At 72.9% G+C, this 25814-nt stretch carries 19 protein-coding genes, 1 tRNA gene and 2 pseudogenes; 13 read left to right on the top strand and 9 right to left on the bottom strand.

The window, feature by feature from the left end:
• Positions 1-3: 3 nt before the first annotated feature.
• From ACFZAM_RS18245 to ACFZAM_RS18230, 4 genes are all read left to right on the top strand, one after another.
• Positions 4-621 carry an ABATE domain-containing protein gene (locus tag ACFZAM_RS18245; RefSeq protein WP_355342982.1) on the top strand — a complete coding sequence of 206 codons (618 nt, stop codon included), beginning with the start codon at positions 4-6 and terminating at the stop codon, positions 619-621.
• A 161-nt stretch (positions 622-782) separates the two neighbouring features.
• Positions 783-3047: a UvrD-helicase domain-containing protein gene (locus ACFZAM_RS18240; RefSeq protein WP_391047162.1), complete on the top strand. Its 2265-nt coding sequence runs from the start codon at positions 783-785 to the stop codon at positions 3045-3047.
• A gap of 443 nt (positions 3048-3490) precedes the next feature.
• Positions 3491-4936, top strand: a complete 1446-nt coding sequence (locus ACFZAM_RS18235) for a malic enzyme-like NAD(P)-binding protein (RefSeq protein ID WP_391047160.1) — start codon at positions 3491-3493, stop codon at positions 4934-4936.
• Between the two features lie 222 nt (positions 4937-5158).
• On the top strand, positions 5159-5440 hold the full coding sequence (locus ACFZAM_RS18230) for an HU family DNA-binding protein (protein ID WP_355342991.1): 282 nt from the start codon (positions 5159-5161) through the stop codon (positions 5438-5440).
• 124 nt (positions 5441-5564) lie between these two features.
• Here ACFZAM_RS18230 and murA read toward each other — a convergent pair whose 3' ends face one another.
• Positions 5565-6914 carry a UDP-N-acetylglucosamine 1-carboxyvinyltransferase gene (gene murA / locus ACFZAM_RS18225; RefSeq protein WP_391047158.1) on the bottom strand — a complete coding sequence of 450 codons (1350 nt, stop codon included), beginning with the start codon at positions 6912-6914 and terminating at the stop codon, positions 5565-5567.
• Positions 6915-7193: 279 nt separating this feature from the next.
• Between murA and ACFZAM_RS18220 the strand changes: the two genes are divergently transcribed.
• The 7 genes from ACFZAM_RS18220 to ACFZAM_RS18190 all read left to right on the top strand — a co-directional run bounded on the left by ACFZAM_RS18220 (position 7194) and on the right by ACFZAM_RS18190 (position 16531).
• A complete protein-coding gene (locus ACFZAM_RS18220) occupies positions 7194-7772 on the top strand; it encodes a YqgE/AlgH family protein (protein ID WP_188284071.1) in 579 nt (192 codons plus the stop codon).
• An 11-nt stretch (positions 7773-7783) separates the two neighbouring features.
• The gene (locus tag ACFZAM_RS18215; protein WP_093716639.1) at positions 7784-8083 is read left to right on the top strand and encodes a DUF3039 domain-containing protein; all 300 of its coding nucleotides are present in this window, start codon (positions 7784-7786) and stop codon (positions 8081-8083) included.
• A 36-nt stretch (positions 8084-8119) separates the two neighbouring features.
• Entirely contained in the window at positions 8120-9391 is a 1272-nt protein-coding gene (locus ACFZAM_RS18210) for a hypothetical protein (RefSeq protein WP_355343000.1), read from the top strand.
• A gap of 311 nt (positions 9392-9702) precedes the next feature.
• Positions 9703-11334, top strand: a complete 1632-nt coding sequence (locus ACFZAM_RS18205) for a family 20 glycosylhydrolase (protein ID WP_391047154.1) — start codon at positions 9703-9705, stop codon at positions 11332-11334.
• Positions 11335-11601: 267 nt separating this feature from the next.
• Positions 11602-12474 carry an FAD binding domain-containing protein gene (locus tag ACFZAM_RS18200; protein ID WP_355343006.1) on the top strand — a complete coding sequence of 291 codons (873 nt, stop codon included), beginning with the start codon at positions 11602-11604 and terminating at the stop codon, positions 12472-12474.
• Entirely contained in the window at positions 12471-14225 is a 1755-nt protein-coding gene (locus tag ACFZAM_RS18195) for a 2Fe-2S iron-sulfur cluster-binding protein (protein ID WP_391047152.1), read from the top strand. Before ACFZAM_RS18200 ends, ACFZAM_RS18195 begins: the two co-directional genes overlap by 4 nt.
• Positions 14222-16531, top strand: coding sequence for a xanthine dehydrogenase family protein molybdopterin-binding subunit (locus ACFZAM_RS18190; protein ID WP_355343012.1), 2310 nt, complete (start codon positions 14222-14224; stop codon positions 16529-16531). Before ACFZAM_RS18195 ends, ACFZAM_RS18190 begins: the two co-directional genes overlap by 4 nt.
• A gap of 194 nt (positions 16532-16725) precedes the next feature.
• Here ACFZAM_RS18190 and ACFZAM_RS18185 read toward each other — a convergent pair whose 3' ends face one another.
• The 8 genes and pseudogenes from ACFZAM_RS18185 to ACFZAM_RS18150 form a co-directional block, all read right to left on the bottom strand.
• On the bottom strand, positions 16726-17457 hold the full coding sequence (locus ACFZAM_RS18185; RefSeq protein WP_391047149.1) for an isocitrate lyase/phosphoenolpyruvate mutase family protein: 732 nt from the start codon (positions 17455-17457) through the stop codon (positions 16726-16728).
• A gap of 50 nt (positions 17458-17507) precedes the next feature.
• Entirely contained in the window at positions 17508-17954 is a 447-nt protein-coding gene (locus ACFZAM_RS18180; RefSeq protein WP_355343018.1) for a carboxymuconolactone decarboxylase family protein, read from the bottom strand.
• 109 nt (positions 17955-18063) lie between these two features.
• Positions 18064-18747, bottom strand: a complete 684-nt coding sequence (locus ACFZAM_RS18175; RefSeq protein WP_391047146.1) for an NAD(P)-binding domain-containing protein — start codon at positions 18745-18747, stop codon at positions 18064-18066.
• Between the two features lie 231 nt (positions 18748-18978).
• A pseudogene (locus tag ACFZAM_RS18170) lies at positions 18979-20083 on the bottom strand (methyltransferase domain-containing protein).
• Positions 20084-20309: 226 nt separating this feature from the next.
• Positions 20310-21004, bottom strand: a pseudogene (locus tag ACFZAM_RS18165) (helix-turn-helix domain-containing protein).
• 32 nt (positions 21005-21036) lie between these two features.
• On the bottom strand, positions 21037-21564 hold the full coding sequence (locus ACFZAM_RS18160) for a DUF6879 family protein (protein ID WP_391047144.1): 528 nt from the start codon (positions 21562-21564) through the stop codon (positions 21037-21039).
• The gene (locus ACFZAM_RS18155; protein ID WP_355343280.1) at positions 21548-21739 is read right to left on the bottom strand and encodes a hypothetical protein; all 192 of its coding nucleotides are present in this window, start codon (positions 21737-21739) and stop codon (positions 21548-21550) included. Before ACFZAM_RS18155 ends, ACFZAM_RS18160 begins: the two co-directional genes overlap by 17 nt.
• A 191-nt stretch (positions 21740-21930) precedes the next feature.
• Positions 21931-22002: transfer RNA gene (locus tag ACFZAM_RS18150), tRNA-Cys, on the bottom strand.
• A gap of 312 nt (positions 22003-22314) precedes the next feature.
• On the opposite strand from ACFZAM_RS18150, the gene ACFZAM_RS18145 reads away from it, so the two are divergent.
• Positions 22315-23727, top strand: a complete 1413-nt coding sequence (locus tag ACFZAM_RS18145) for an MFS transporter (RefSeq protein ID WP_391047206.1) — start codon at positions 22315-22317, stop codon at positions 23725-23727.
• Positions 23728-23907: 180 nt separating this feature from the next.
• On the top strand, positions 23908-25698 hold the full coding sequence (locus ACFZAM_RS18140; RefSeq protein WP_355343030.1) for a DEAD/DEAH box helicase: 1791 nt from the start codon (positions 23908-23910) through the stop codon (positions 25696-25698).
• Positions 25699-25814: the final 116 nt, after the last annotated feature.

The following is a 25814-nucleotide window of genomic DNA, read 5'->3' as shown; positions in this document are numbered from 1 at the left end:
ACCATGAGTGGAACGAGCCCGCTACGGTTCGACACCGGCCGGCTGTGTCTCGATCTCGTCGCCACCCGCACCGGTCGCCCCGAGCGGGAGCGGCTCGGCACGCCCGACCGGCTGGCGGCGTGGCTGTACGGGACCGGCCTGGTGCCGCGCGCGCCCGGGGAGGCGGCGCGGCCGGACCTCGCCGTGGACGACGGCTGGCTGAGCGGATTCCGCGGCCTGCGCGCCGTCGTCTGCCGGGTCGTGACCGCCGAGGTCGCCGGTGAGCGGCCCGCCGCCGCCGACATCGCCGAGCTGAACGCGACGGCGCTGGCCGCCCCGCCCGCCCCGCGCGCGGTCACCGGCGAGGGCGGCGCCCTGATCCGTACGCTGGCCGCGCCCCCGGAGCCCGCGGGACTGCTCGCGGCCGTCGCCCGCGACGCCGTCGCGCTGCTGACCGACCCGCTGGCCCGTACACAACTGCGCCGCTGCGAGGGCGAGAACTGCTCGCTGGTCTACCTCGACACCTCCCGCGGCCGGCGCCGCCGCTGGTGCAGCAGCGAGATCTGCGGAAACCGCGAGCGCGTCGCCCGGCACCGCCGTCGCACCACCACGCGCGGGACTCTCACCTCGCCCCAGGGCTGACCCGCCGGGGTCCCCGGCCCGCCGGAAAACTGACCGCGCCTCAGACCCGACCGCACGGCGGAGTGTGCAGAAGCCCGCAGGTCGCGTACGGTTGCAGGCTGCCCCACGTGCCCCGTCACGTACGTGGGCGGCGCATGACGCAATGAAGAAGGGGGTCCTGCGTGGCCGCGCAGACCACAGCCCACCTGGGGGTCCGGGATCAGGAGATCGCCGTCGAGCAGGCGCATCTGGACCGGGTGTACCACCGCCTCGAAGAGAAGATCGACGAAGCCGAGTTCCTGATGAAGGACGCCGCCCAGCGCGGCCACGTCGGCACGCCGGGCGCGCTCGCCGAACGGGACGCGCAGGTCTTCCGCGCGGGGGTCCACCTCAACCGGCTGAACAGCGAGTTCGAGGACTTCCTCTTCGGCCGGATCGACCTGCTGCGGGGCAAGGACGGCAAGAAGGGCGCCGACGGCGCCTTCACCTCCGTCGAACCCGCCGACGACGCCGTCCGCGAGGACCGGACCGCCGACATCGCCGAGACCCTGCACATCGGCCGGATCGGCGTCCTGGACAGCGAGTACGCGCCGCTGGTCATCGACTGGCGGGCCCCGGCCGCCGCGCCCTTCTACCGCTCCACCCCGGTCGCGCCGGGGCGCGTGGTGCGCCGCCGGGTGATCCGCTCCAAGGGCCGCAAGGTGCTCGGCGTCGAGGACGACCTGCTGCGCCCCGAGCTGACCACCGGGCTGCCGGTCGTCGGCGACGGCGCCCTGATGGCGGCCCTCGGCCAGGCCCGCAGCCACACCATGCGGGACATCGTGGCGAGCATCCAGGCCGAGCAGGACATGGTGATCAGGGCGCCCGCCGCGTCCGTCACCGAGGTGACCGGCGGCCCCGGCACCGGCAAGACCGCGGTCGCCCTGCACCGGGCCGCGTACCTGCTCTACCAGGACCGGCGGCGGTACGCGGGCGGCATCCTGTGCGTCAGCCCGACCCCGCTGCTGGTGTCGTACACCGAGGGCGTGCTGCCGTCGCTCGGCGAGGAGGGCCAGGTCGCGATCCGCGCCGTCGGCTCGCTGGTCGACGGCGTCTCCGCCGATCTGTACGACGAGCCCGCGGTCGCCCGGATCAAGGGCTCGCTGCGGATGCAGAAGGTGCTGCGCAACGCGGCCCGCGGCGCGCTCGACCTGACGCCCGGCCGCCCGGCGACGCTGCGCGTGGTCGCCTTCGGCCGCCGCGTGGAGCTGTCCGAGCAGGAACTGGCGGGCATCCGCCACAACACCCTCGGCGGCACCGCGCCCGTCAATCTGCTGCGCCCGCGCGCCCGCCGCCTGCTGCTGGACGCGCTGTGGCGCAAGACCGGCCGCCGCTTCGACGATCCGGAGCTGGCCGCGGAGGAACGCCAGGGCTTCGACGAGGACATCAGCACCGAGCAGGACTTCACCGACTTCCTCGACGCCTGGTGGCCGGTGCTCCAGCCGCGCGCCGTGCTGGCCGCGCTCGCCGACGAGAAGCGGCTGGCCCGCTGGGCGCGCCGGGTGCTGTCCCCGCCGGAGGTCCGCCGGGTGGCGCGCTCACTGCGCAGGACCGGCGCCACCGCGCACGACGTGGCGCTGCTGGACGAACTCGACACGCTGCTCGGTCCGGTGCCGCGCCCCAAGCGCCGCGAGGCCGACCCGCTGGACCAGCTCACCGGCCTGGACGAGGTCACGACCTTCGCCGACCGGCACGACGCGGGCCGCCGCAGCCGGGCCGAGCGGCTGGACGAGGAGCGCACCGAGTACGCGCACGTCATCGTGGACGAGGCGCAGGACCTGACGCCGATGCAGTGGCGGATGGTCGGGCGCCGCGGCCGTACGGCCACCTGGACGATCGTCGGCGACCCGGCGCAGAGTTCCTGGACGGACGTGGACGAGGCGGCGCGGGCGCGCGACGAGGCGCTCGGCACCCGGCCCCGGCGGCGCTTCACCCTCACCGTCAACTACCGCAACCCCGCCGAGATCGCGGAGGTCGCCGCCACCGTGCTGGCGCTCGCCATGCCCGGCATGCAGTCGCCGCGCGCCGTGCGCTCCACCGGTGTCCTGCCGCAGTACGCGGTCGCGGGCGACGACCTCGGCGCGGACGTACGCCGGTGCGCCGCGCGGCTGTTGGAGGAGGTGGACGGCACGGTCGGCGTCGTCGTCGCCATGAACCGCCGCGCCCAGGCCCGCGGTTGGCTCGAAGGGCTCGGCGAGCGCGTCGTGGCGCTCGGCAGCCTGGAGGCCAAGGGCCTGGAGTACGACGCCACGCTCGTGGTGTCCCCAGCCGAGATCGCGGAGGAGTCGCCCGCGGGGCTGAGGGTGCTGTACGTGGCCCTGACGCGGGCGACGCAACGCCTGATGGTCCTCGCGGCCGAGGGCGATCTGCCGGACGCCGAGGGAGTGCCGGACCTGCTGCGCCCCTGACCGGGCGGCGGGGTCCGACGACGGGTCCTGGCACGGGTCCGGGAAGCGGCTCCTGGCACGGGTCCGGGAACAGGTCCGACAACGGGTCCTGGCACCGTTCCGAAAACGCCGTGGGCGCCCCCTCCGGAAGAGGGGGCGCCCACGTGACGTTCACGACACCGGCCCGCCATGCTCGCCTCGCGGCAAGTGGGCGCTCGAAGCGCCTAAGGTTGGGCCCGGGGGCTTGGATCGAGCCGGTGCCGTACTCAGGCTAACAAACGGCTACGGGAACCTCTTCCCGGCGGACGAAAATCTCTTCTTCGGTCCACCCGGTTGCGCCGCTCCCGCATCGCGGAAGTATTCTTCCAATCTTCACCCCACGCGGGTTTACGCGTACCCGTCGGTAGGTGCAACGATCGACGGGCAGCACCACCAGCAGCAGAGGAACCGGAAGAAGGTCCGTCATGGCAACGGCGCCAAGCGTCTCGTACTCGATCACGGTACGGCTGGAGGTCCCCGCCAGCGGGACCGCGGTCAGCCAGCTCACCACCGCGGTGGAGTCCTCGGGCGGTTCGGTCACCGGCCTGGACGTCACCGCGTCGGGCCACGACATGCTCCGCATCGACGTCACCGTCGCCGCCAGCTCCACCGCGCACGCCGACGAGATCGTCGGCAAGCTCCGCGGCATCGAGGGCGTCGCCGTGAGCAAGGTCTCCGACCGTACGTTCCTCATGCACCTCGGCGGCAAGATCGAGATGCAGTCCAAGCACCCGATCCGCAACCGTGACGACCTCTCCATGATCTACACCCCCGGCGTCGCCCGGGTCTGCATGGCCATCGCGGAGAACCCCGAGGACGCCCGCCGCCTGACCATCAAGCGCAACAGCGTGGCCGTCGTCACCGACGGCTCCGCCGTCCTCGGCCTCGGCAACATCGGCCCGAAGGCCGCGCTGCCGGTCATGGAGGGCAAGGCGGCCCTCTTCAAGCGCTTCGCCGGCATCGACGCCTGGCCGCTGTGCCTCGACACCCAGGACACCGACGAGATCGTGGCGATCGTCAAGGCCATCGCCCCCGGCTTCGCGGGCATCAACCTGGAGGACATCTCCGCGCCGCGCTGCTTCGAGATCGAGGCCCGGCTGCGCGAGGCGCTGGACATCCCGGTCTTCCACGACGACCAGCACGGCACCGCCATCGTGGTGCTCGCCGCGCTCACCAACGCGCTGCGCGTGGTCGGCAAGCAGATCGGCGACGTACGCGTCGTCATGTCCGGCGCGGGCGCGGCCGGTACGGCCATCCTCAAGCTGCTGCTGGCCGCCGGAGTGAAGCACGCGGTGGTCGCCGACATCCACGGCGTGGTGCACTGCGACCGCGACGACCTGGTGGAGGCGTCGCCGGACTCGCCGCTGCGCTGGATCGCCGACAACACCAACCCCGAGGGCGTCAGCGGCACCCTGAAGGAGGCCGTGACCGGCGCCGACGTCTTCATCGGCGTCTCCGCGCCCAACGTCCTGGACGGTACGGACGTGGCGCGGATGGCGGACGGCGCGATCGTCTTCGCGCTCGCCAACCCCGACCCCGAGGTGGACCCGGGCGTGGCCCGCGAGACCGCCGCCGTGGTCGCCACCGGGCGCAGCGACTTCCCCAACCAGATCAACAACGTCCTGGTCTTCCCCGGCGTCTTCCGCGGCCTGCTGGACGCCCAGTCCCGCACCGTGAACACCGAGATGATGCTGGCCGCCGCGCACGCCCTCGCGGACGTGGTGGGGGAGGGCGAGCTGAACGCCAACTACATCGTCCCCAGCGTCTTCAACGACAAGGTCGCGGGCGCGGTCGCCGACGCCGTACGCGACGCGGCCAAGGCGCAGGGACCGGCGGTGGCCGCCGCGGCGACCGCGCCGGGGGCGGTCTGACAATCCGTCCGACAAACGGATTCGATGCGTCGACCATGTGACGACAATCCGTCATCCCCGTGGTGTCCCCGTGCAATCGCATCGTTTTTTGTGCGACTCGCGCGGTCGGTGGATTGGCTTTCCCCCCATATATGGGGGCAGGATGCACACCTGGGCAGTGAGGCACACAGCAACAGCTTCGAGCTCGCGCCCCCATGGCAGAAAGAACACGGGAGTACAGATATGAACCGCAGTGAGCTGGTGGCCGCTCTGTCCGAGCGCGCCGAGGTGACCCGCAAGGACGCCGACGCCGTACTGGCCGCGTTCGCTGAGACCGTCGGTGAGATCGTGGCCAAGGGCGACGAGAAGGTCACCATCCCCGGCTTCCTGACCTTCGAGCGCACCCACCGTGCCGCTCGGACCGCGCGTAACCCGCAGACCGGTGAGCCGATCAACATCGCGGCCGGCTACAGCGTGAAGGTTTCGGCGGGCTCCAAGCTCAAGGAAGCCGCCAAGGGCAAGTAATCACATCGCCAAAGGGCGGCTTCTCCCGGGGGAGAAGCCGCCCTTTCGCATGGGGCGGCCCGCACGACAGCGGTACGCCGGGCCGCACGGCGGGCGTACGGCTGCCGTACGCCCGCCGTACCGCTCAGGAAGCGACCGCGCCCGCGGGCTCGGGCAGCTCGATGTGGGCGCCCAGGCCCTCCAGCTTGGCGAGGAAGTTCTCGTAGCCCCGGTTGATCAGGTCGATGCCGTGCACGCGCGAGGTGCCCTGCGCGGCCAGCGCCGCGATCAGGTACGAGAAGCCGCCGCGCAGGTCGGGGATGACCAGGTCGGAGCCCTGGAGCTTGGTCGGGCCCGACACGACCGCGGAGTGCAGGAAATTGCGCTGCCCGAAGCGGCAGGCGGAACCGCCCAGGCACTCGCGGTAGAGCTGGATGTGCGCGCCCATCTGGTTGAGCGCGGAGGTGAAGCCGAGCCGGGACTCGTACACCGTCTCGTGCACGATGGACAGCCCCGACGCCTGGGTGAGCGCCACCACCAGCGGCTGCTGCCAGTCGGTCTGGAAACCGGGGTGCACGTCGGTCTCCAGCGCGATGGCGTTGAGCGGGCCGCCCGGGTGCCAGAAGCGGATGCCGTCGTCGTCCACCTCGAAGGCCCCGCCGACCCGGCGGAAGGTGTTGAGGAAGGTCATCATCGACCGCTGCTGGGCGCCGCGGACGTAGATGTTGCCCTCGGTGGCCAGCGCCGCGCTCGCCCAGGAGGCGGCTTCGAGGCGGTCGGGGAGCGCCCGGTGGTTGTAGCCGCCGAGCTTGTCGACGCCGGTGATCCGGATCGTCCGGTCGGTGTCCATCGAGATGATCGCGCCCATTTTCTGCAGGACGCAGATCAGGTCCTCGATCTCCGGCTCGACCGCCGCGTTGGACAGCTCCGTGACGCCCTCGGCCAGCACCGCGGTGAGCAGCACCTGTTCGGTCGAGCCGACCGACGGGTACGGCAGCCGGATCTTGCAGCCGCGCAGCCGCTGCGGCGCCTCCAGGTACTGGCCGTCGGCGCGCTTCTCGATCGTGGCGCCGAACTGCCGCAGCACGTCGAAGTGGAAGTCGATCGGCCGGCCGCCGATGTCGCAGCCGCCCAGGCCCGGGATGAAGGCGTGGCCGAGCCGGTGCAGCAGCGGGCCGCAGAACAGGATCGGGATCCGGGAGGAGCCCGCGTGGGCGTCGATGTCGGCCACGTTGGCGCTCTCGACGCGCGTCGGGTCGAGGACCAGCTCGCCCGGTTCCTCACCGCTCTGCACCGTCACGCCGTGGAGCTGGAGCAGCCCGCGTACGACGCGTACGTCACGGATGTCGGGGACATTGCGGAGTCTGCTCGGTCCGCTGCCGAGCAGGGCGGCGACCATGGCCTTGGGCACGAGGTTCTTCGCACCGCGGACACGGATCTCGCCCTCGAGGGGGGTTCCGCCATGAACAAGCAGTACATCGGCGATGTCGGTCATGGATCTCGCGATCTTCGGAACGGTTGGTACGGGGGAGGCCGGGCGCGGCCGGGGTGCTCGCCGCGCGGAGCGCAGGAAGAAATGGTAATGCGCCTACTGACCCGTCCCGGCTGCCGTGAACCTCGGCCAGTGTCATGACTTCGCTACAGCGCGGTGCGTGGCGGACCGCACACCGTCCGCTGCCGCGCGCGCCGTACCGCGTGTCGCGCCGTAGCGGCGGATGTCCGGGAGTGGCGGTTGCCGCTCCGCCCAGCGGGTTTGTGCGGGATCATGTGTCCCATGACCGAGGTGTCCTCGCTCACCGGAAGACTGCTCGTCGCCACACCGGCGCTCGCCGACCCCAACTTCGACCGGGCGGTGGTGCTCCTCCTCGACCACGACGCGGAGGGGTCGCTCGGCGTCGTCCTGAACCGGCCCACGCCGGTCGGCGTCGGCGACGTCCTGCTGCCCTGGGCGCCGCTGGCGGGCGCGCCCCCGGTGGTCTTCCAGGGCGGCCCGGTCTCGCTGGACTCCGCGCTGGGCCTGGCCGTGGTGCCGGGCGACGTCCGCGAGGGCGAGGACGCGGACCCGCTGGGCTGGCGGCGGGTGCACGGCGCGATCGGCCTGGTCGACCTGGAGGCGCCGCCCGAACTGCTCGCCGCCGAGCTGGGCTCGCTGCGGATCTTCGCCGGATATTCCGGCTGGGGGCCCGGCCAGCTGGAGAAGGAACTGGTCGACGGCGCCTGGTACGTGATCGAGTCCGAGCCGGGCGACGTGTCCTCGCCCGATCCCGAACAACTGTGGCGCTCGGTGCTGCGCAGGCAGCGCAATGAGCTGGCCATGGTGGCCACGTATCCCGACGATCCGTCTCTCAACTAGTCTTGAGTCTTATGAGCACTCTTGAGCCCGAGCGCGGGGCGGGCACCGGCACTCTGGTCGAGCCGACCCCGCAGCTCTCCCATGGTGACGGCGACCACGAGCGCTACGCGCACTATGTCCAGAAGGACAAGATCATGGCGAGCGCGCTGGAAGGCACGCCCGTCGTCGCGCTCTGCGGCAAGGTCTGGGTCCCGGGACGCGATCCGAAGAAGTACCCGGTCTGCCCGATGTGCAAGGAGATCTACGAGGGCATGCCGCTGGGCGGCGGGGACAAGGACAAGTCCGGCAAGGGCAGCGGCGGCAAGAGCTGACGTCCGCGCTCCTCGCCGGCGGAAACAGGGGCGGACGTGGACAGCGGTCAGGGTGACGACGGCGCGTTCGGCGCGGCGGACGCGCCCGGCGACGACGACGCGAGCGACGGCGAGCGGGTGCACTCGCTCGTCGCGCAGAGCCGGTTCGCCGAGGCGCACGCCCTCGTCAGCGATGCCTTCGTGGAGCGCAACGGCAGCGCGGGCTACCTGCTGCGCGCCTGGATCCTCGCGCAGGAGAAGCGGCGCCCCGAGGCCCGCGAGTCGGTCGACTGGGCACTGGCGCTCGCCGGGCCCGCGGAGGCGGCCGACGTCTTCGTGCTGGCCGGGGTCGTGCTGCTCTCGCTGGACGAGCCGCACGCGGCGCTGACCGTCGCGCTGCGGGCCACCGGCGCCGACCCCGACGGCTGGGAGCCGTCGGTGCTGCTCTCCGACGTCTACCGGCGGCTCGGCCGGGTGCCCGACGCGGTGGCCGCCGCCCGCCGCGCGGTCGCGCTCGCCCCGCAGGAGGCCGAGGCGCAGGTCGCGCTGGCCCGTTCGCTGACCTCGGGGCGCGGGCTGCTCGGCCGGGTGCCCAAGCGGCACCGCGCCGAGCACCAGAGCGCGGTGGAGCGGGCGCTGATGCTCGGCGCCGACCCCAGCCAGCTCACCGCGCCGCGCGGCGGGGCACTGGCCGGGATCATCGCCGTGGCCCTGCTGGTGGGCGTGCAGCTCTTCCGGATCGCGACCGGTGACGTGTGGCAGATCATCGCCACCGCCGCCGGGGCCGCGGCGGCCCTGGTCCTGATCGTGGTCCTGCTGACGGTGGCCGGGCGCCGCTCCGGTACGCCGCTGCCCGCCCGGCTGCGGGGCATCCGTGCCACCGTCCGTACGGAGCTGGCCGCCGATCCCTGGCTGCGGCGGGTCCGGGAGATCAACGCCGTCGCCGTACTCCCGCTGGTGCCGCTGGTCACCACCGTGCTGCCCTGCGACAAGGAACGGCAGCGCGCGCCGTGGCCGCTGTGGGCGGTCTCCGCCGTGACCGCGGCCGGTCTGGCCGCCGTGGTCGTCGTCGGCCTCGCCGTCCGCTGGTGGTACGGCGGGCCCTTCGCCGAGCGCGCGTTCCTGCGGAGCTGGAACGGGCGTGTGCAGCTCGCGGCCGTGTTCGCGCTGCTGGGCGCCACCCTCGCCCTGGCCTCCGCCCCCGACGTGCCCCACTCCGCGTGGCAGGCCCTCACCATCGCCCACTTGGCGTGGCTGCTCCTCGGTGTGACCCTCACCGTGCTGCTGGCCGTGCGCGCCCAACGCGAGAGGGCGGCTGCCGCCTTCTAGTCTTTCCCGGGCCGGGTACGCGGTGCCCCGCTCCGGCGGCCCCCGCACTCCCGGCCGGTGGGGGCTGGCCGCGCAGTTCCTCCGCCAGCTACCGCTGGGAGGTGCCCCCGGCGCCCCTCGGGGCCCGTGCCCGTCGTCTTTGCCCGCGCCCGGGCGGGGCAAGTCTGCCGCGGGCGGGTGAGCCGGGCCCTTCGGCGGCGCGGGAACTGCGCGACCAGGCATGACGCTTCCGCGGTCGGAGAACGGTCCTCGGTCAGGCAGCTGCGGGATTGGTCTATGCCAATCGCGGATTACGGGTCAGGATGGCCCCCATGGACCTCATTCCGGCCCCGCGCCATCAGACCCCGTACGGCACCGACGACGCCTTCGTCCTCGGGCCCGAGACGACCCTCACCGCGACCCCCGGCGCCGAAGGCGCCGCGCGCTGGCTGCGCGGAGTGCTCGCGGCAGCGACGGGCCTGCCGCTGGCACCGGTGGAGCCGTCCGGGAAGGACGTGATCCGGCTGGCGGTGGACGACGCGGTGGCCAGGGAGCTGGGCCCCGAGGGCTACCGCATCATGGCCGCGCCCAACTCCGGCGTGCACGTCTTCGGCGGGAGCCCCGCCGGCGTCTTCTGGGGCGCGCAGACCCTGCGCCAGCTCCTGGGGGCCGACGCCTTCCGCCGGGCGCCCCTGGGGGAGCGCGAGTGGCGCGTGCCGACCTGCCAGATACAGGACGCCCCCCGCTTCGCCTGGCGCGGCTTCATGCTCGACGTGGCACGGCACTTCATGCCGAAGGACGTCGTGTTCAAGTACCTCGACCTGATGGCCGCCCACAAGCTGAACGTGCTGCACTTCCACCTCACCGACGACCAGGGCTGGCGGGTGGAGATCAAGCGCTACCCGAAGCTGACCGAGGTCGGCGCGTGGCGCGAGCGCACGAAGGTCGGGCTGCGCGAGTCGCCGCTGTGGGACGAGCGCCCGCACGGCGGTTACTACACCCAGGACGACATCCGCGAGATCGTCGCGTACGCCGCCGAGCGGCACATCACCGTCGTCCCCGAGGTCGACATCCCCGGCCACTCGCAGGCGGCCATCGCCGCGTACCCGGAGCTCGGCAACACCGACGTCGTCGACACCTCGGCCCTCTCCGTGCTGACCACGTGGGGCGTCAACCCCAATGTGCTCTCGCCCGCCGAGAGCACCCTGCGCTTCTACGAGAACGTCTTCGCCGAGCTGCTGGAGCTGTTCCCCGGCGAGTTCTTCCACGTCGGCGGCGACGAGTGCCCCAAGGACCAGTGGCGCGCCTCGCGTTCGGCGCAGGAGCGGATGCAGGAGCTGGGCCTGGAGGACGAGGACGAGCTGCAGAGCTGGATGATCGGCCACTTCGACCACTGGCTGACCGAGCGCGGCCGGCGGCTGATCGGCTGGGACGAGATCCTGGAGGGCGGCCTCGCCGAGGGCGCCGCCGTGTCGTCGTGGCAGGGATACGCCGGCGGCATCGCGGCGGCCAAGGCGGGGCACGACGTGGTGATGTGCCCCCAGACCCATGTCTACCTGGACTGGCGGCAGTCGGAGGACCCCGAGGAGCCGGTGCCGATCGCGCACGCCCGCGGCCTGGAGGACGTCTTCCGCTTCGAGCCGGTTCCGCCGCAGCTCACCGAGGAGGAGGCGGCGCACGTCATCGGCACCCAGGCCAACATCTGGACCGAAGTCATGGACTCCGTACGGGTGCTGGACTACATGGCCTTCCCGCGGCTCGCCGCCTTCGCCGAGGTCGCCTGGTCGGACCTGCCCGCCGCCGACGAGCGCGACTGGCCGGAATTCGAAGCCCGGATGCGGACCCACTACGCCCGACTGGACGCCCTGGGCGTGGAGTACCGGCCGCCGGGCGGCCCGCTGCCGTGGCAGCGCCGCCCCGGCGTCCTCGGCCGTCCCAAGGACGGTCCGCCCCCGATCGTGTGACTGATTCCGCAACTTCCGCACCCGGCGCGGGCGGAGCTGGCACGGTGGAGTGGCGTACCGTCGCAACACACCCGAAGGATGGCAATTCCGGCACAGCGGTTGATTCCGTCAGAGCCGTACGATCGCGCCCGTGACGGACGGATCGGTACTTCGTGGACCCTCGCGTTGACCACCGTGGAACATGTGCCAGAGTTGCCACGTCCAGGCTGTGAGCACGTACGGTACGGCTACCGCGCGACGGAGGAAGGCCGGGAAGGGGCAGGCTGCGTGAGCACGTATGCACGGCGGACGGCGGAGAACGTGACGCTGCCGTCCTCGCTCGACGAGGCGGTGGAGGCGCTCGCCGCCATGCCCAGCGCCGTGCCCGTCGCAGGCGGCACCGACCTGATGGCGGCGGTGAACTCCGGGCTGCTGCGCCCGGACGCGCTGGTCGGCCTCGGCCGGATCAGTGAGATCCGCGGCTGGCAGTACGCGGACGGCGCGGCGCTGCTCGGCGCCGGACTGACCCACGCGCGGATGGGGCGGCCGGACTTCGCCGCCCTCATCCCCGCGCTCGCCGCCGCCGCCCGCTCCGCGGGACCGCCGCAGATCCGCAACGCGGGCACCCTCGGCGGCAACATCGCGACCGCGGCCCCGACCGGCGACGCCCTCCCGGTGCTCGCCGCGCTGGAGGCCAGCGTCATCGTCGCCGGACCCGAGGGCGACCGCGAACTCCCGGTCAGCCACCTGCTCACCGGCATGGACCCGCTGCGCCCCGGCGAACTCCTCGCCTTCGTGAGGATTCCGCTGCTGCACGCGCCGCAGACCTTCCTCAAGGCCACCGGGCGCACCGGGCCGGGGCGTGCGGTGGCCTCCGTCGCGCTCGTGGTCGACCCCGCGCGCCGCCAGGTGCGCTGTTCGGTGGGCGCGGTCGCGCCGGTGCCGCTGCGGCCCCTGGAGGCCGAGCAGTGGGTCGCGGGCCTCATCGACTGGGACGGCGACCGCAATCTCGCCCCCGAGGCGTGCACGGCCTTCGGCGAGTACGTGGCCGCCGCGTGCATCCCGGACCAGGAAGGTGTCGAACTGCCGCCCGCCGCCGTCCAGCTACGCCGTACCGTGGCCGCACTGTCCCGTCGAGCGCTCGGGAGGGCACTGGCATGACCGACCAGCCGCAGCCGCAGCCGGGCGCACCCGGCACCGACGACAGGTCGGGCACGTCCGGCGCGTCCGGTACGTCGCCCGGCACGTCGGGGACCTGGCAGCCGGTGCCCGGCGGCGGGGACTACGACCCCGACCAGACCATGCACGTCTCCTTCGCGGCCCAACTGCCGCCGGAGCCGCGGCCGGGCGAGGACCCGCTCGGCGCGCACGGCCCGGCGGGACCGCCCGTCACCGGTGAGGGCGACCCGGTCACCCAGTGGTCGATCCCGGTCATAAAGGACGACGCGGACGGCGACTCGGGGGAGTTCTCCGTCGGCTCCTTCGCCTCGCCGTGGGACCAGGCACCGTCACCCGCGCCCACGCAGTCCTTCCCCGCCGGGATGTTCGGGCAGGGCGCGGCGGCCGCCGCGCAGGCCCAGGCGGCCGCTCAGGCCGCCGCCCAGGCGCAGGCCGGGCAGGGCGCACCGCAGGACCAGCTCACCGGGCAGTGGGACTTCAGCGGCGTCGGCACCGGCATCGACCCCGGCACGGGCCTGGGCACCGGCCTGGGCGCGGGAGTTGACGAGGGGCTGCCCTGGCCGCCCACCCAGGCCGCCTGGTCCGCCGCCGTCGACGACCCGGAGGGCCCGCCGCCCGGCGCGGGACACCAGGCCACCGCCGACAGCGCGTTCACGCACACCGGCCACGACGCCGACTACGGCACCGGCCACGACCCGGCGGCCAGGACGCGCGCCCCCGGCGACCCCGAGAGCCCCGGCAGCGCGGGCGCGCTGCACGACCCCGAGGGCCTGTCGGACGGCCTCACCCCGCTCACCGGGATCGGCGCGCTCGACGGCGTCGACGGCCTGTCCGCGCTCGACGGTCTCAGCGGCCTCGACGCCCTGCCGGGCGGCCTGTCCGCGCTGCCCGCGCTGCCCGCGCTCGACGGCGGCGAGGAACTGGTGGCGAACGGCCACGTACCGGACGGCCACGTACCGGACGGCCTCGCGCCGGGCGAACTGCCCCCGGCCGGGCCGCTCCCCGACGCCGTGGACGGCCCCGCGCCCGACGGCCTCACGCCCGACGCCCTCGCCCCCGACCCCCTCGCCCCGGATTCCGGTACGGCGGAGGCGGACGGCGACCTCGCGGCCGACGAGGCCGAGCGGGAGCCGGAGCCGGAACCCGTCGAGGAGACCCACAGCGAACACCCCCTCGCCTCCTACGTCCTGCGCGTCAACGGCGCCGACCGCCCGGTGACCGACGCCTGGCTCGGCGAATCGCTGCTCTACGTGCTGCGCGAACGCCTCGGCCTCGCCGGCGCCAAGGACGGCTGCGAACAGGGCGAGTGCGGGGCCTGCTCCGTCCAGGTCGACGGCCGTCTGGTCGCCTCCTGCCTGGTGCCCGCGGCCACCGCGGCGGGCAGCGAGGTCCGTACCGTCGAGGGCCTGACCGTGGACGGCCGCCCCTCCGACGTCCAGCGCGCGCTCGCCGAATCCGGCGCCGTCCAGTGCGGCTTCTGCATCCCCGGCATGGCGATGACGGTGCACGACCTGCTGGAGGGCAACCACAAACCCACCGACCTGGAGACCCGCCAGGCGCTGTGCGGCAACCTCTGCCGCTGCTCCGGCTACCGCGGCGTCCTCGACGCCGTCGACCAGGTCATCGCCGCCCGCGAGGCCGCCGCCGACGACCCCGACAACCCGGCGTCCGCGGCCTCCTCCACCGCCGCCCGCGTCCCGCACCAGGGCGGCCCCTCGGGAGGCGCCGTATGACCGGCATCATCGACGGACCGGGGCCCGTCGCGGAGACCCTGGCGGGCGCCGGGGCGGTACGGGGGATCGGCGCGTCGCTGCCCTCGGCCGACGCGCTCCAGAAGGCGCAGGGCACCTACCCGTACGCGGCGGATCTGTGGGCCGAGGGGCTGCTGTGGGCGGCCGTGCTGCGCTCGCCGTACCCGCACGCGCGGATCACCCGGATCGACACCAGCGAGGCCGTCGCGATGCCCGGCGTGCGGGCCGTCGTCACGCACGAGGACGTGCCGGGCGACGCGATGCACGGCCGCCGGGTCGCGGACCGCCCGGTCTTCGCCGAGGACCTGGTGCGGCACCACGGCGAGCCGATCGCCGCCGTCGCCGCCGACCACCCCGACACCGCCCGGCTGGCCGCCGCCGCGATCCTCGTCGAGTACGAGGTGCTGGAGCCGGTCACCGACCCCGAGAAGGCGTTCGCCGCCGAGCCGCTGCACCCCGACGGCAATCTGATCCGGCACATCCCGCTGCGCTTCGGCGACCCCGACGCGATCGGCGACGTCATCGTGGAGGGCCTGTACCGGGTCGGCCGCCAGGACCCGGCGCCGATCGGCGCCGAGGCCGGACTCGCCGTCCCGCGCCCGGACGGCGGCGTCGAGCTGTACGTCGCCTCCACCGACCCGCACGCCGACCGCGACCTAGCCGCCGCCTGCTTCGGCCTCGAACCCGACCGCGTCAAGGTCGTCGTCACCGGCGTGCCCGGCGCGATGGGCGACCGCGAGGACTCCGGCGTCCAGCTCCCGCTCGGCCTGCTCGCGCTCAAGACCGGCTGCCCGGTCAAATTCGTGGCCACCCGCGAGGAGTCCTTCCTCGGCCACGCCCACCGCCACCCCACCCTGCTGCGCTACCGGCACCACGCCGACGCCGAGGGCCGCCTGGTCAAGGTCGAGGCGCAGATCCTGCTCGACGCGGGCGCGTACGCCGACGCCTCCTCCGACGCGCTCGCCGCCGCCGTGGCCTTCGCGGCCGGTCCCTACGTCGTCCCGCACGTCTTCGTCGAGGGCTGGGCCGTACGCACCAACAACCCGCCGTCCGGCCACGTACGCGGCGAGGGCGCGCTCCAGGTCTGCGCCGCGTACGAGGGCCAGATGGACAAGCTCGCCGCGAAGGTCGGCCTGGATCCGGCCGAGATCCGGATGCGCAACGTCCTGGCCACCGGCGACCTGCTGCCCACCGGCCAGACCGTCACCTGCCCCGCGCCCGTCGGCGAGCTGCTGAAGGCCGTACGCGACGCCGAGCTGCCCCCGCTGCCCGACGGCGACGACGAGTCGCAGTGGCTGCTGCCCGGCGGCACCTCGGGCGCGGGCGAGCCGGGCGCGGTACGGCGCGGGGTCGGCTACGCGCTCGGCATGGTCCACGTGCTCGGCGCCGAGGGCGCCGACGAGGTGTCGACCGCGACCGTACGCGTCCACGACGGCCGCGCCACCGTCATCTGCGCCGCCGTCGAGACCGGCCAGGGATTCACCACGCTGGCGCGGCAGATCGTCCAGGAAGTCCTCGGCATCGACGACGTCCAGGTGCTGCCGTCCGACACCGACCAGCCGCCGTCGGGACCCTCCGCGCGCGGACGCCACACCTGGGTGTCCGGCGGCGCGGTCGAGCGCGCGGCCAAGATGGTCCGCACCCAGCTGCTCCAGCCGCTCGCCGCCAAATTCGGCATGTCCGTGGAGCTGCTGTCCATCGCCGACGGCAAGATCACCTCGTACGACGGTGTGCTGTCCACCACCGTCGCCGAGACCCTCGACGGCAAGGAGCTGTGGGCCACCGCGCAGTGCCGCCCGCACCCGACCGACCGGCTCGACGACACCGGCCAGGGCGACGCCTTCGTCGGCCTCACCTTCTGCGCGATTCGCGCCGTGGTCGACGTCGACATCGAACTGGGCGCCGTGCGCGTGGTCGAGATGGCCGTCGCCCAGGACGTCGGCCGCATCCTCAACCCCCGCCAGCTCGCCGCCCGCATCGAGGCCGGGATCACCCAGGGCGTCGGCCTCGCCCTGATGGAGGACCTCCGCGCGCCCCGAGGCATCGTCAAACGCCCCAGCCTCACCGGATACTCCCTGCCGACCGCCCTCGACGCCCCCACGGTCCGCATCATCCGGCTGGTCGAGGAGCGCGACGTCCTCGCCCCCTTCGGCGCCAAGGCCGTCTCCGCGGTCCCCGTCGTCACCGCCCCCGCCGCGGTGGCCGCCGCCGTCCGCGCCGCCACCGCCCGCCCCATCCCCCGCCTCCCCATCCGCCCCCAAGCCGCGGTGGTCAAACCCCAGAACTAGCGCCTGTCCGGCGGATCATGGGCGGTCCAGGCGGCGCCCGGTACGTGCGAGCGCAAGGCGCCGGGGCGGCCTCGTAGCGGAGCTATCCGGGGCGGGTTGAGCTTGTCAGGGGCGCGGCCGCGGCTGAGCGTGCCGGTCCACCGCGCCCCTGGACAACGTCGCCCGGCGCCTTTACGCGGCGCGCGCCCGGCGGGTCACAGGCGCATACCGGTCGCCATGTCGCGAACGGCTTCCAGGGCTTGTTGCTGGAGGCCGCCGCCGAAGGTGACGCGGGTGGCGCCGAGGAAGGCCAGCTCGCGGGGGGAGGGCCCGCCGGGACGGCAGAGTGCGTTGAGGGGGAGCGGGACGGCTTCGGCGATCTCGGCGAGGAGGGCGGGCGGGGCGAGGATCGGGTAGACGCAGTCGGCTCCGGCGGCGGCGTAGAGCAGCCCGCGCTCGACGGCGGCGCCGGTCGTACGGTCGCCGCGCAGAAACGTGTCGATGCGCGCGTTGACGACCAACGCGTCCCCGGCGGCGGCGCGTACGGCCGCGAGCCGGTCCGCCTGCCGCCGGGGCTCGACCAGCCCCCTGGACCCCGGCTCGGAGTCCTCCAGATTGCACCCGACGGCCCCGGCCTCCAGCAGCCGCTCGACCAACTCCTCGGGCGCCAGCCCGTATCCGGCCTCGACGTCGGCCGACACGGGGACGTCCACGGCGCGGGTGATCCGCCGGATCGCGGCGAACATCTCGTCGGCGGGCGCCTCGCCGTCCTCGTACCCCAGCGACGCCGACACCCCGGCGCTGGGCGTCGCCAGCGCCGGGAAGCCCGCGTCCGCGAACACCCGCGCGCTGGCCGCGTCCCACGGCCCGGGCAGCACCAACGGATCGGCGGCGTCCCGCCCGTGATGCAGCGCCAGCAGCGCCTTCGCGCCCCCCGCCCCGGCCACGGCCCCGACCTCGGCCCCGGCCACGCCCCCCGCCCCGGCCCCCGCGCCGCTCACGCGCTCGCCGCCGGCTGCGTCCTGAACGTCACGTTGAACCGGTTCCACGCGTTGATCGCCACGATCGCGGCCCCCAGGCGCGCCAACTCGTCCGCGTCGAAGTGCTCCGCCGCCCGCGCGTACACCTCGTCCGGCACGAACCCGTCCGTCAGCAGCGTCACCGCCTCCGTCAGCGCCAGCGCCGCCCGCTCCTTCTCGCTGTAGACGCCGTCGACCTCTTCCCACGCGCTCAGCAGGAAGATCCGCTGGTCGCTCTCCCCGGCCTTCCGCGCGTCCTTGATGTGCATGTCCAGGCAGAACGCGCACCGGTTGATCTGCGACGCCCTGATCTTCACCAGTTCCGCGACCACGGGGTCGAGCCCCTTCGCCGCCGCCTGGCTGAACCCCAGCATCGCCCGGAACGCGTCCGGCGCGTGCTTCGCGTAATCCACTCGCTCACTCATACCGACGACGCTACGGCCTGATCGCCCCGCGCCGTTGTACCACTCCCGCCCCAAATCCCTGGGCCAATCGCGGCGGGAGCGGACGGGCGGCCCGGCTTCGGGCCCGGCTTCAGCTCTCCGCCGCCGCCAGGGCCGCCTCGATGTCGGCGACGGAGGCCGGCGCGGGGGGCTCGGCCATGAAGTCGGCGACCGACTTGTCCGCGTAGGGCAGCCCGTACGCCGCCGTGCCGGGCTGGAACCGCCGGCCCTCGGCGAGCGGCCCGGCGTCCACCGTGTCGAAGCCGAGCAGATCGAGCAGCTCAGCGGCGTGCGCCTTCGCGTCGGCGTCGTCACCGGCGATGGGCAGGGCGCTGCGGTCGGCCGCTCCCGCCGGACGCGGCAGCGCCGCCAGGTGCTTGAAGAAGATGTTGTTGAACGCCTTCACCACGTGGGCACCGTCCAGATACCCCTGGAGCAGCCCGCTGTCGGTGGTCTTCTTCTCGACCAGCTCGGCGATGTCGCCGTCGCGCTGCGGGTAGTAGTTGCCGGTGTCGATCACGGTCTTGCCCGCCAGCGGCTCCCGCGGAATCCGCGGGTACGCCTTGACCGGGACCGTCACCACCACCCAGTCCCCGGCGGCGGCGGCCTCCGCCGCCGTGCCCGCGCGGGCTCGTGGGCCGAGCTCCGCGACGAGGTCCGCGAGGGTTTCCGGCCCCCGGGAGTTGCTGAGCACCACATCGAGCCCGCTGTCGACCGCCAGCCGGGCCAGGGTGCCGCCGATGTTTCCGCTGCCGATCAGTCCCAAAGTCGCCATACCGGCGGCAACCGCCACGGCCACGTCAGTATTTCCGCCGGTCCGGTCGTTCACCCTGTCAGCGGCGCCGGTGCGGCCCGAGTGCGAGGAGCACGTCGCCGAGCTGGGCGGCGGTCAGGGGTGGCGCGGGCAGGGTTTTCGCCTTCGGCGGCGTCTTCGGCAGGGGCTCCGGCCCGGCCCGGAAGCCGTCCAGGAGCCTCTCCCCGCTTCGTGCCTGGAGAGTGATGTCGCTCAGATACCCCAGGACTCGGCCGGATCGTCCAGCCACACGTACTGCCCGTCGGCGTCGACCGTCAGCCCGAAGCGCTCGACCCCCGGCTTTCCCCGGCCCGTCCACCAGCGGAAGGCGGCCTCCACCTCGTCCCACAGCCGACGCGGTCCGTACTGGTGGACCGTGGACGCGGGCCGGCCGTCGCGGAAGGTCACGACGGCCCACGACGTGTCGGTGAGACCGTAGAACCAGACCGGCCGCGTGTCCCCGCGCTTCTCGGCCGCGGCCTGTACGCACCCGGGCACCCGCAGCCCCAACGCGAAGGGGCCCGCGGTGTACCGCCCGGTGAGGAATTCCGCCTCGGTGACGGTGGTCGTGGACGCGTCGGCGCCGTCCGTGCCCTCCTGCGATACGTCATCGCCGTGCCGTACGGCAGCCCTCCGCTGGGCGCGGAGCTTCATGAACTCCACCAGCCGCGTGAACCGCCCCGACGCCACCCCGTCCCCGACGACCAGACGTGCCACGGCGTCACCGTTCCCGTAATGCGTCCCCCACGGCGCCACGACGATCCCGCCGGGTGCCGTCTGCTCGACCCAGGCGTACGGGATCTCGCGCATCCCGCACGTGGCGATGACCCGGTCGTACCGGCGCGCCCGGCAGGTGCCCGCCGTATCCGTCCCCCGTCACCACCGTCGGGCCGAGCCCCGCCCTTCGCAGCGACTCCCGGGCCGCTGCCGCCACCGCCGCGTCCACCTCGACGGTCGTCACCTTCTCGCCGCCGAGCCGGTGCGTCAGCAGCCCCGCGTTCCACCCCGTCCCGGTGCCGATCTCCAGCACCGCGTGCCCGGGCCGCACCTCCAGATCGCCGAGCATGGCGAACACGACGGACGGCATCGACGCGGACGACGTCGACACCTTCCCCGGCGCCGCCCCGCTGTGCCGCCCGTCGTCCCACTGCGTCACGATCGGCACATCGGCCTCGGCGTACCCCAGCCACGCCGCCGGGTCCTCCGCCCTGCTCACGGCCACACTGGCCTGTGCGGTGAGGTCGAACGGCCACATCACCTCGGGCAGAAACGCCGCCCGCGGCACCGCCGCGAAAGCCGTCGCCCAATCGTCCGTCATGACCCCCGCCGCGAGAAGCGACCGCCCCAACTCGGCCCGCCCCCCGCCCCGTTCGATCGATGTCACTTCCGATGCGTCCCGCCCCCGGGCGGCGTGGACCCATCCGGATTCGGCGGCTCCTCCGGCGGCGTCCACGGCGTCCCCGGCTGCCCGTCTCCCTCTCCACCGGCACGAATTCCTCGCGGAGTCTTCTCCACTGCGCATCTCCTTTGCTCGGCCTTCCGCCCTATTCGCTGTCGTGTCCAGAATTCTGGGAGGCGGAGTGCGGTGTCCAGGGCGTTTCCTGTTCGCGCAAGAATTCGTCGCGAACAGCCGTGAGGAAGTCGCGCATGGCGTCGTCGGCGAGGGCGCCCGAGGAGAAGTGCTCGAATTTCTTCACGTAAAGAGCGACGTCCCTGGGATCGGTCACCGCCATTTCGGCGTGCAGCGTCTCGACCGTGACCATACGGTTGTCGCGGATGACGAAGGAGTGACCGGGTGCGTATTTTTGTGCTGCGGTGAGCGGGACGACGCGGATGTCGAGATTGGGAAGCCCGGACAGGAAGATGAGCCTGTCCAGTTGGCCGGCCATCACCGGTGGCGGAACGAGCAGCCAGCGCAGTACGGGCTCGGTGACGACGAACCGCAGGGTCTTCGTCCTGTCGTACAGCACGCTCTGGCGATCGAGTCGCGCGGCGACCGTACGTGCCAACTGTTCGTCGCCCAGCTCCTTGCGGGAGAGCACCGCCCGCCCGTACTCGGGTGTCTGCAACAGGCCCGGAATCAGCGACGGTTGGCGGACACGCCCAATGCCGTGAGGATGCGCTCCACGTCGATGACGCCGGGCGCGGTGCGGCCGTTCTCGATCTTGCTCAGCTTACTGGTGGACATGACGGCGCCGCGGGCCACAGCCTTCGCTTCCTGCCCGGAGGCCTGCCGCAACGCCCGCAGCGCGGCGCCCAGTTCTGATCTGTTCACTCGCCGAACTCGGCCCACCAGTCAGTGAAGGGCCTCGCGTGTGCGAGCGCCACATCGCGGTACGCCCCGAACTCGTCGGCATCCGCCGCCTCGTGGACGTCCACGCCGAGGAACTTCCCAGCGCCGTCGTACGTCATGGCCGCCGCCGTCCTGCCGTCGAACAGCCAGAAGTCAGGGGCCTGCGGCAGCGGGTTCTCCGTCTCGGTGGTGTCGAGGATGAAGAATTCCTCACCGGCCGTCATGTTCCGCTGGTATCCCCAGCCCAGTTCGAATCGCAGGTACGGTGTGAGAGGCCGTGACAAGATGTGTACCCGATAGATGCGTTTCCCGGCCCGGGTGATCTCGCGGACCGTCGTGACCCAGTCGGCGTCTCGGTAGTCCTCCGGCTGATCCTCCCCTGCGAGGAAGGCGTGATAGGCGGTCACACCACCGGACTTGCTGTAGTCGCCCAGCGTTTCCAGCCGGAACGCTTCCCGCTCGAACTGCGAGAACATCTCGCCGAGCGTTTTAGAGGAGCCCGTCACGGATGGCCTTTCTGATCAGTTCCACAGGGATTTCGACCATGCCTTCGTGAGCGGGGATGCTCCGACCGTGCTCGGTGATGTGCGGCCCCTGCACTGCGAGGGTGCCCCGGTCGGTCACGTACAGCGTCGGACAATCGCCGTCGTCGCACGATCCGACGAGTCGTGTCAGCTCCACTGCTGCCCCCAGGGAAGAGACGGTGTCGTGTTCGATGCTCCCGAGTGACCGTCCCCCGGCGCACTGAGGCCCGCTCTCTCAAGCTCGAGTGCTCCGGATCGTGCAAGCCGCAGGAGACGACAGCACATCAAGAAGAGGGCGGCACCCCGTACGGGGTGCCGCCCTCTTCTTTCGCCATATCAGGCAATCGGAGGCCGTGACCGGAATCGAACCGGCGTAACTCGCTTTGCAGGCGAGTCCCTCAACCACTCGGGCACACGGCCAGGTGTGTGTGCGGTGTGGTTCGACCTTCGCGGGTGGGGCGGGGGTGGGTCAAGGGTGGGGGAGGGGGTGCAACGGGACTGCCATACGGCGTTCATGAACGGGGGCGCGGGCCGGGGCGGGAAGGCGGCCGGGACGGAGGTGGGACGAGGGCGGGGCGTAGGGCGAAAGGCGGAGGGAAAGGCGGTCGCAGGGCAGGGGTGAAAGGGGCTGATGCCCCTTACCCTTGGCTGGTGACTGCCTCCGACACTCGCCGTGACCAGCGGCTTCCTGGAATCGACCCCGAGACCGCCCCGGCCGCGCCGGAAGGCGTGATGGGGCGGTCGTACCGCGCGCTGACCCTGGGCATCGTGTCGGTGGTGCTGATGATCGCGTTCGAGGCGACCGCGGTGGGGACGGCGATGCCGATCGCGGCGCGGGAGCTGGACGGTCTCGGGCTGTACGCGTTCGCGTTCTCGGGGTATTTCACGACGTCGCTGCTCGCGATGGTGGTCAGCGGGCAGTGGTGCGACCGGTCGGGGCCGCTGCCGCCGCTGGCGGCGGGCATCGGCGGCTTCGCGGCGGGACTGGTGGTCAGCGGGACCGCGCAGTCGATGTGGCCGTTCGTGCTCGGCCGGGCCGTGCAGGGGCTCGGCGGCGGGCTCGTGATCGTCGCGCTGTACGTGGTGGTCGGCCGGGCGTATCCGGAACGGCTGCGGCCCTCGGTGATGGCCGCCTTCGCGGCGTCGTGGGTGGTGCCGTCGATCGTCGGGCCGCTGGTGTCGGGGACGGTCACCGAACACCTCGGCTGGCGCTGGGTGTTCCTGGCCATCCCGGTCCTGGTGGCGCTGCCGCTCGCCGTCATGCTGCCGCCCCTGCGGCGGGCCGCGCACGCCCCCGACCCGGCCCCCGAGACGCTGCCCGAGGCCCCCGAGCCGGTCGCGCCGCCCGTACGGGACGGGCGGCGGATCTGGTACGCGGTGGCGCTCGCGACGGGCGCGGCGCTGTTGCAGTACGCGGGCCAGGACATCAGCCCGCTCTCGGTGATACCGGCCGTCGCGGGCATCGTGCTGCTCGTACCGTCCGCGCTGCGGCTGCTGCCGCCCGGCACCTTCCGCGCGGTGCGCGGGCTGCCCACGGTGATCCTGATGCGCGGGATCGCGGCGGGCACCTTCATCGCCGCCGAGAGCTTCATCCCGCTGATGCTGGTCACCCAGCGCGGCCTGTCCGCGACCATGGCGGGGCTGTCGCTGGCGGGCGCCGGGCTCACCTGGGCGCTCGGCTCGTACGTCCAGGCCCGCCCGCGCCTGGCACCGGTCCGCGAACGCCTCGCGCAGTTCGGCATGGTGCTGTCCGCCGCCGCCATCTGCGGCGCCTCCCTCGCCCTCGTCCAGTCCGTACCGGTGTGGATCGTGGCCGTCGCCTGGTGCGCGGGCGGCCTCGGCATGGGCCTGGTCATCTCCACCCTCAGCGTGCTGATGCTGGAGCAGTCCGCCCCCGCGGAGGCCGGTGCCAACTCCGCGGCCCTCCAGGTCTCCGACGCCCTCTCCAACGTCCTCCTGGTCGCCGCCGCCGGCACCGTCTTCGCCGCCCTCGGCGGCGGCACGGTCGGCGCCGCGGCCGACGCGAGCACCACCACGACGGCACACCCCGCGGCCTTCGCCGCCGTCTTCCTCCCCGCCGCCGCCCTGGCCCTCGTGGGCGCCTTCGTAGCGGGGCGCCTGCGCCCCCACCCGAAATCGGCGTGAGACCGACCGCCTGCGCCCGGGACGGCGTATCACCGTACGAGACGGCGTCCGCGCGCCCGTATGTGAGCTGAGTCGCACACGGGCGGCGCGGTGGCGTCGGGACGGGGGTGAGGGGGTGCGGCCGGTAGGCTGAGGCGGTTTTCGTACCGACCCGCCGCGAGACGAACCTCAACGGAGACCGTGACTACCACCGCCGCATCGCACCCGCACCATCTGTCTCCCGCCTTCCCCGGGCGCGCGCCCTGGGGGACGGCGAACAAGCTTCGGGCCTGGCAGCAGGGGGCCATCGACGCGTACGTCGCCAAGCAGCCGCGGGACTTCCTCGCGGTGGCGACACCCGGCGCCGGGAAGACCACCTTCGCGCTGTCGCTGGCGTCGTATCTGCTCCACAACCACCTGGTGCAGCAGATCACGGTGGTGGCGCCCACCGAGCACCTGAAGACGCAGTGGGCGGACGCGGCGGCGCGGATAGGGATCAAGCTGGACCCGGAGTACAGCGCGGGCCCCGTCGGCAAGGAGTACCACGGCGTCGCCGTGACGTACGCGGGCGTCGGGGTGCGGCCGATGCTGCACCGCAACCGCTGCGAGCAGCGCAAGACGCTGGTGATCCTGGACGAGATCCACCACGCGGGCGACAGCAAGTCGTGGGGCGAGGCGTGCCTGGAGGCGTTCGACCCGGCGACGCGGCGGCTGGCGCTGACCGGGACGCCGTTCAGGTCGGACACCAACCCGATCCCCTTCGTGGTGTACGAGGAGGGCAACGACGGCATCCGCCGCAGCGCCGCCGACTACACGTACGGGTACGGCAACGCGCTCAACGACGGCGTCGTGCGCCCGGTGATCTTCCTCAGCTACAGCGGCAACATGCGCTGGCGCACCAAGGCGGGCGACGAGATCGCGGCGCGCCTGGGCGAGCCGATGACGAAGGACGCCATCGGACAGGCGTGGCGGACCGCGCTCGCGCCGACCGGCGACTGGATCCCGAACGTGCTGAAGGCCGCCGACCAGCGGCTGACCGAGGTCCGCAAGGGCATCCCGGACGCGGGCGGCCTGGTGATCGCCACCGACCAGGACTCGGCCCGCGCCTACGCCAAGCTGCTCAAGGAGATCTCCGGGCACAAGCCGACCGTCGTGCTCTCCGACGACCCCGGCTCCTCCAAGCGGATCGAGAAGTTCAGCGAGTCCGAGGACCGGTGGATGGTCGCGGTCCGGATGGTGTCGGAGGGCGTCGACGTGCCCCGCCTCGCGGTCGGCGTGTACGCCACGACGATCTCGACGCCGCTGTTCTTCGCGCAGGCCGTGGGCCGTTTCGTACGGTCGCGGCGGCGCGGCGAGACGGCGTCGGTGTTCGTTCCGACCATCCCGATGCTGCTGGAATTCGCCAACGAGATGGAGGTCGAGCGCGACCACGTGCTCGACAAGCCCAAGAAGCAGGGCGAGGAGGACCCCTTCGCGGAGGAGGACAAGCTCCTCGCGGACGCGGAGAAGGCCGAGGACGAGGCCACCGAGGAGGACATGCTGCCCTTCGAGGCGCTGGAGTCCGACGCGGTCTTCGACCGGGTGCTGTACGACGGGGCCGAGTTCGGCATGCAGGCGCATCCGGGCAGCGAGGAGGAGCAGGACTACCTCGGCATCCCCGGACTCCTCGAACCGGACCAGGTCCAGATACTGCTGCAGAAGCGGCAGGCCCGGCAGATCGCCCACAGCCGGAAGAAGCCGGACGAAGAGGCCGATCTGCTCGAACTCCCCGCCGAGCGGCGCCCGATCGTCACCCACCGCCAACTGCTCGAACTGCGCAAGCAGTTGAACACGCTCGTGGCCGCGTACAACCATCAGAGCGGTAAGCCGCACGGGGTGATTCACACCGAATTGCGCCGTGCGTGCGGCGGACCGCCGAGCGCCGAGGCGACGGCGGGACAGCTCGGCGAGCGGATCAAGAAGGTGCAGGAGTGGGCGACCCGAATGCGATGATGTCGGCCGTATTGTAGAGGGTGGATCTCCAAAGTCGGGTCAAGCCGACGCCCGGATTGTGGACGACCCCTTCCGCTGAGCGGTACCCGCTCGCTACGGTGCCGGTCACGCACGCG

Source organism: Streptomyces sp. NPDC008079, from assembly GCF_042957385.1.
GTDB lineage: Bacteria > Actinomycetota > Actinomycetes > Streptomycetales > Streptomycetaceae > Actinacidiphila.
Note: the sequence above shows the minus strand (reverse complement) of the source record. Positions and strands in the feature narration are given on the sequence as shown.

What these genes read in the sequence shown, in the direction of transcription:
- ACFZAM_RS18195 (WP_391047152.1), top strand. Translation starts at nt 12,471, where the DNA reads ATGACCGACCAGCCGCAGCCGCAGCCGGGCGCACCCGGCACCGACGAC.
- ACFZAM_RS18180 (WP_355343018.1), bottom strand. Translation starts at nt 17,954, where the DNA reads ATGAGTGAGCGAGTGGATTACGCGAAGCACGCGCCGGACGCGTTCCGG.
- ACFZAM_RS18245 (WP_355342982.1), top strand. Translation starts at nt 4, where the DNA reads ATGAGTGGAACGAGCCCGCTACGGTTCGACACCGGCCGGCTGTGTCTC.
- ACFZAM_RS18190 (WP_355343012.1), top strand. Translation starts at nt 14,222, where the DNA reads ATGACCGGCATCATCGACGGACCGGGGCCCGTCGCGGAGACCCTGGCG.
- ACFZAM_RS18205 (WP_391047154.1), top strand. Translation starts at nt 9,703, where the DNA reads ATGGACCTCATTCCGGCCCCGCGCCATCAGACCCCGTACGGCACCGAC.
- ACFZAM_RS18215 (WP_093716639.1), top strand. Translation starts at nt 7,784, where the DNA reads ATGAGCACTCTTGAGCCCGAGCGCGGGGCGGGCACCGGCACTCTGGTC.
- murA (WP_391047158.1), bottom strand. Translation starts at nt 6,914, where the DNA reads ATGACCGACATCGCCGATGTACTGCTTGTTCATGGCGGAACCCCCCTC.
- ACFZAM_RS18175 (WP_391047146.1), bottom strand. Translation starts at nt 18,747, where the DNA reads ATGGCGACTTTGGGACTGATCGGCAGCGGAAACATCGGCGGCACCCTG.
- ACFZAM_RS18235 (WP_391047160.1), top strand. Translation starts at nt 3,491, where the DNA reads ATGGCAACGGCGCCAAGCGTCTCGTACTCGATCACGGTACGGCTGGAG.
- ACFZAM_RS18145 (WP_391047206.1), top strand. Translation starts at nt 22,315, where the DNA reads ATGGGGCGGTCGTACCGCGCGCTGACCCTGGGCATCGTGTCGGTGGTG.
- ACFZAM_RS18230 (WP_355342991.1), top strand. Translation starts at nt 5,159, where the DNA reads ATGAACCGCAGTGAGCTGGTGGCCGCTCTGTCCGAGCGCGCCGAGGTG.
- ACFZAM_RS18220 (WP_188284071.1), top strand. Translation starts at nt 7,194, where the DNA reads ATGACCGAGGTGTCCTCGCTCACCGGAAGACTGCTCGTCGCCACACCG.